Here is a 4,027-nt window from a genome sequence, read left to right as displayed (position 1 = left end):
GCGGAGGCCGCGACGCCCGGGGTCGGAGCTGCCAGCGCCCACGGTGGGCGGGCAGAGACCGGGATGCTCGCCAGGGTGGCGTCGCGGGCATCGGCGGCGGCAGCGGCCAACACAGCGGCGCTGCCGAACCGGTCCTCCGCACGCTTGGCCAGCGCGCCGGCCACCACGGCGGCGACCGCCGGCGGAGTGTCCGCCGGTAGCGCCGCCGGGTCCTCCTGGGCGTGCCGCAGCGCCACCGCGAGGGGATTGTCACCGTGGAAGGGCGGCTGCCCGGCAAGGCAGAAGTACGCCACAGCGCCGAGCGCGTAGACGTCGGTGGCGGCCGAGACGGGCTGCCCGGTGGCCTGCTCGGGGGACATGTACGAGGCGGTGCCGAGCACCATGTTCGCGGCGGTGAGCCCGGCCATGTGCCGGGACCGGGCGATGCCGAAGTCGACGAGCACCACGGTGCCGTCGGCCTTGACCAGCAGGTTGCCCGGCTTCACATCCCGGTGCACGATGCCGGCGAGGTGGGCGGTGTGCAGCGCGTCCGCGGCCTGGGCCAGCACCGACATGGTGGTGGCCGGATCCAGCCGCCCCACCGCGCGCACCCGGGCGGACAACGGCTCGCCCTCGACGTACTCCATCACCAGGTAGTCGACCTGGCTGCCGTCGTCGAGCACCGCCTGCCCCACGTCGTGCACCGGGACCACGCCCGGGTGCCGCAGCGCGGCGAGCATCCGCGCCTCGGCCCGGAACCGGGTGGTGAACTCCGGATCGGCGACCAGCGACGGCAGCAGCACCTTCACCGCGACCTCGCGTTCCAGCAACACGTCCGTGCCGCGCCAGACCGCGCCCATCCCACCTGTCGCCACCCGCTCGCCCAGCCGGTACCGGTCGCCGAGCAGCACTCCCCGCGTCAACACCGAGCCACCGTACCGGCCGGCGTCAATCGGATTGATCCACCCCGTGGGTTCCCTGCCGGGGCGAGCGAGCGGCCGTTGCGCGCCGGGCCGACTACGCTGGCGGGGGTTCGTCCCACGGGGACTTCAGCGGCGAGGGGAGACGCGGCATGGCGTGGAGCTGGCGGTACGAGGGCACTGACGGTCAGACGGTCGAGGGGCCGGCGGAGTCGTTCGGCAGCCAGGCCGACGCCGAATCCTGGATCGGTCAGACCTGGCGGGAGCTCGCGGCGTCCGGCGTCACCTCGGTCGCGCTCGTGGAGGACGACCGGGTGGAGTACCGGATGAGCCTGCTGCCCACGGCCGAGTGATGGCCTACGACCGCCCGGGCGGCGACGGGCTGGTCCTCGGCGTGCCCCGGGCGGCGTTCCGGCCCAGCCCGGTCTTCCTCGGCCTGGTCGCCCTCTTCGCGGTCAGCGGGGTGCTGACCTGGAACGGGTACGGCAACGTCCGGTTCAACGTGTTCCTCTTCGTGGTGTCCGGCTGGCTGGTGTCGCTCTGCCTGCACGAGTACGCCCACGCGGTGGTGGCCTACCGGGCCGGCGACCGGGACATCGCCCATCGCGGCTACCTGACGCTCAACCCGTTCAAGTACACCCACCCGTTGCTGTCGATCGTGTTGCCGGTGGTGGTCGTGCTGCTCGGCGGCATCGGCCTGCCGGGTGGCGCGGTCTGGGTGGACCGGCACGCCATCCCGGGCCGACTGCGGCACACCCTGGTCAGCCTCGCCGGCCCGGCGACGAACGTGCTGTTCACGCTGGTGTTGGTGGTGGCGGTGCAACTCGGCACCCGGTCGGGTGGCCCGGTGGAGTTCTGGGCCGGGGTGGCGCTGCTCGCCTTCCTCCAGCTCACCGCCAGTGTGCTGAACCTGCTGCCGGTGCCCGGCCTGGACGGCGGCAACATGCTCCAGCCGTGGCTCAACCCGCAGTGGCGCAAGATGTACGACCTGTTCGCGCCGTACGGCTTCATCCTGCTCTTCGCGCTGCTGTGGAACCCGCGCATCGGCGGGTGGTTCTTCGACGCGGTCTTCGCGGTCGGTGACCTGCTCGGTCTGCCCTCGTGGCTCTACGCCACCGGCCTGGAGCTGATCCGCTTCTGGCAGAGCTGAGCGGGCCCGGTGACGGGCGGAGCTGAGCGGGCCCGGTGACGGGCGGAGCGCAGCGGGCCCGGCCCGGTCGGCGTGGAGGTTCGCGCCGGCCGGGCCGGAACGGCGTCAGGGACGCTTCGCGGGGGACTCGGTCTTCGCCGGGTTCCGCTCGACGATCGGAGCGATAGCGTCGTCGATCGCCGTGAGCAGGTCGGCGTCGAGCTTCACCCCGGCCGCCTTCACGTTGTCGTGCACCTGGTCGGGGCGAGACGCGCCGATGATCGCCGACGAGACGTTCGGGTTCTGCAGCACCCACGCCACGGCGAGCCCGGCCTGCTCGGCGAGCGGCTTGAGCTGCTGGACCCGGGTCAGCACGTCGTCGTTCATGAACCGGGAGATGAACCCCGCACCCGACTTCTCGTCGGTGGCGCGGGAACCGGCCGGCGGCGGCTGGCCCGGCAGGTACTTGCCGGAGAGCACGCCCTGCGCGATCGGCGACCAGACGATCTGCCCGATGCCCAGTTCCTCGCTGGCCGGCACGACCTCGGCCTCGATGACCCGCCAGAGCATCGAATACTGGGGCTGGTTGGAGACCAGCGGGATGTGCAGCTCCCGGGCGAGCGGGTGGGCGGCGCGCAGCTGGTCGGCGCTCCACTCGGAGACGCCGATGTAGTGCGCCTTGCCGGAGTGGACGACGTCCGCGAACGCCTCCATCGTCTCTTCCAACGGGGTGCTGTAGTCGTAGCGGTGGGCCTGGTAGAGGTCCACGTAGTCGGTGCGCAGTCGGCGCAGCGAGCCGTTGATCGACTCGATGATGTGCTTGCGGGACAGTCCACGGTTGTTGCGGCTGGGCCCGGTCGGCCAGTAGACCTTGGTGAAGATCTCCAGGCTTTCCCGGCGCTCGTTCTGCAACGCCCGGCCGAGCACGTCCTCGGCCCGCCCCCCGGCGTACCCGTCGGCGGTGTCGAACGTGGTGATCCCCGAGTCGAGGGCGGCCCGGACGCACGCGAACGCCGCGTCCTCCTCGACCTGCGAACCGTGGGTGATCCAGTTGCCGTACGAGATCTCGCTGACCATCAGGCCGGAACGGCCCAGGTGTCGGAATTCCATGTACCGACCCTAGCCCTAGTGGATCATCATTGGCGACCGATGACTCAGAGCACCGGATTGGCGTCGGTGAGTAGTCGGTCGATCTCCTCCAGCACCTCGGCGCGATCGCCGTACACCGGGTCGATGAGCGGCACGCCGCGCCGGTCCAGCGCACCCCACCGCCCGTTGCCACTCTCGATCAGGAACGCCACCGGGTGGATGACCAGCATCGGGTGCGCCGGCGGGACCAGCACCGTGCCGGTGCGGTCCACCACACCCCGCCGGCCCGCCACGTCGACCACGGCCAGCCCCTCATCGGTGAAACCGTCGACCTGCCGGCCGTCGGCCAACTCGGTGACGAAGCCGTGGTAACGGGTGGGCACGACGATCCGGCCGGTCCGGTCGACCGCCCCCCACCCCTCGCGCCGCACCGCGGCCAGCCCACGCCGGAATGGTCTTACCTCGGCGAAGTTGGGTGCGACCTGCACCGCCCCGGTCGCGTCGATCGCCGTCCAACCGCCCTCGCCGACCACCCAGGCCAGGCCGTCGCTGAACGGATGCGCGGCCCGGAAGGACGGCGGGATCACCGTCGTACCGAGCAGGTTGATCAACGACCAGCGGTCGCTGTCCGGTCGGCGGACCCAGGCCAACCCGTCGTGGAAGGGCTGCGCCTCGGCGTACCGGGCGGGAATGACCACCTCGCCGTCCTGGCTGGTGTAACCCCACAGCTGCCCGTCCCGGTCCGGCAACGGGGGCCGGTCCCGGTCGAGGACCTCGTCCCGACCCCGGGGGTACGGCCCGAAGCCATCAGCCTCGGCCCGGACGGTGACCGCGTCGAGGGCCACCCGGACCCGCTCCAGCAGTTCGGCGTCGCCGGCCCCACGCAGGTCCAGCGCCTTCTCGAAGTGCT

Annotated in this window: 5 protein-coding genes; 2 read left to right on the top strand and 3 right to left on the bottom strand. The window is 71.9% G+C overall.

Going from position 1 to position 4,027, the window contains the following annotated elements:
• The coding region (locus KBX53_RS24980; RefSeq protein WP_210861965.1) for a serine/threonine-protein kinase at positions 1-905 on the bottom strand (905 nt) is incomplete at its 3' end.
• A 146-nt stretch (positions 906-1,051) separates the two neighbouring features.
• On the opposite strand from KBX53_RS24980, the gene KBX53_RS24975 reads away from it, so the two are divergent.
• Together KBX53_RS24975 and KBX53_RS24970 are read left to right on the top strand one after the other, a co-directional pair.
• Positions 1,052-1,252, top strand: coding sequence for a hypothetical protein (locus tag KBX53_RS24975; RefSeq protein ID WP_030337978.1), 201 nt, complete (start codon positions 1,052-1,054; stop codon positions 1,250-1,252).
• A complete protein-coding gene (locus KBX53_RS24970) occupies positions 1,252-2,049 on the top strand; it encodes a site-2 protease family protein (RefSeq protein ID WP_030337977.1) in 798 nt (265 codons plus the stop codon). The genes KBX53_RS24975 and KBX53_RS24970 overlap by 1 nt, the downstream gene beginning before the upstream one ends.
• A gap of 105 nt (positions 2,050-2,154) precedes the next feature.
• On the opposite strand, the gene KBX53_RS24965 is transcribed toward KBX53_RS24970, so the two are convergent.
• Positions 2,155-3,138 (bottom strand): aldo/keto reductase family protein, encoded by a 984-nt coding sequence (locus KBX53_RS24965; RefSeq protein WP_210861964.1) that lies wholly within the window; start codon positions 3,136-3,138, stop codon positions 2,155-2,157.
• A 44-nt stretch (positions 3,139-3,182) separates the two neighbouring features.
• Positions 3,183-4,027: WG repeat-containing protein (locus tag KBX53_RS24960; RefSeq protein ID WP_210861963.1), on the bottom strand; the 845-nt coding region annotated here is incomplete at its 5' end.

This window comes from Micromonospora sp. M51 (genome assembly GCF_018070305.1).
GTDB classification, from domain to species: domain Bacteria; phylum Actinomycetota; class Actinomycetes; order Mycobacteriales; family Micromonosporaceae; genus Micromonospora; species Micromonospora parva.
This window is presented reverse-complemented; position numbering and strand designations above follow the sequence as displayed.